The organism is Williamsia sp. 1135, assembly GCF_002095395.1.
In the GTDB taxonomy this organism is placed as follows: Bacteria; Actinomycetota; Actinomycetes; order Mycobacteriales; family Mycobacteriaceae; genus Williamsia.
This window is the reverse complement of record NZ_MJEI01000009.1, coordinates 1-726: the sequence shown is the minus strand read 5'-3', so window position 1 is coordinate 726 and position 726 is coordinate 1. Positions and strand designations below refer to the sequence as shown.

Sequence of the window (726 nt, the reverse complement as noted above, 5' to 3'; positions counted from 1 at the left end):
GCTCAGCTCGGCGTGTTGAACCAATGACCGGATCAACCGTTATTCAGACAGTCCCGGTGGCACGGAACAACGCGGCCTTCCCGTTCGTGTACAGGTCGTTGTCGTTCTGATATCGAAAACGTTTGACCGCCATCTGGGAGTGCCGGGCGAGGACCTGCCCGGCTCGTATGCCGCAACAGAGTTTTGTCGCGTGGTACAACGGCCACCCCGACTACGCCAATCGCGCGTTCGATCTATCGAGCGAACGCGCGATCATCATCGGCAACGGCAATGTGGCCCTGGACGTCGCCCGCATCCTGGTTTCGAACGTTGATCAGCTCGACCTGACCGATATTGCGGATCACGCGTCTGCGGCATTGAGGGACAGCAACATCCGCGAGGTCGTCATCGTCGGTCGACGAGGGCCAGCGCAGGCGGCCTACACGAACCCGGAGTTTCTGGCGCTCAGATCACTCCCCGACGTCGATATCGTCATCGACCCCGCACACGCCGACTTGGATCCACACAGTCAGCGGTGGATCGATTCGGGCGAGGCCGAGCCCTCGGTCCGAATCAAGGCTGAACTCGCCCAGGAGATGTCGAGCGCCCCTTTGAAGGATTCGAAAAAAAGAATCGTGTTCCGCTACCTCGAATCCCCGGTCGAAATACTAGGCGAGGAGCGTGTTGTCAACGGTCATCGGGAACTGCCCATGTGCGGACTTGAAAACTGCCCGTAGGTGGCCAATA

General features: G+C 59.5%; 1 pseudogene. It reads left to right on the top strand.

The annotated features are described in order from the left end of the window. Positions 1–124 precede the first annotated feature (124 nt). A pseudogene (locus BFL43_RS00045) lies at positions 125–665 on the top strand (ferredoxin); the annotation flags it as partial. Positions 666–726 lie beyond the last annotated feature (61 nt).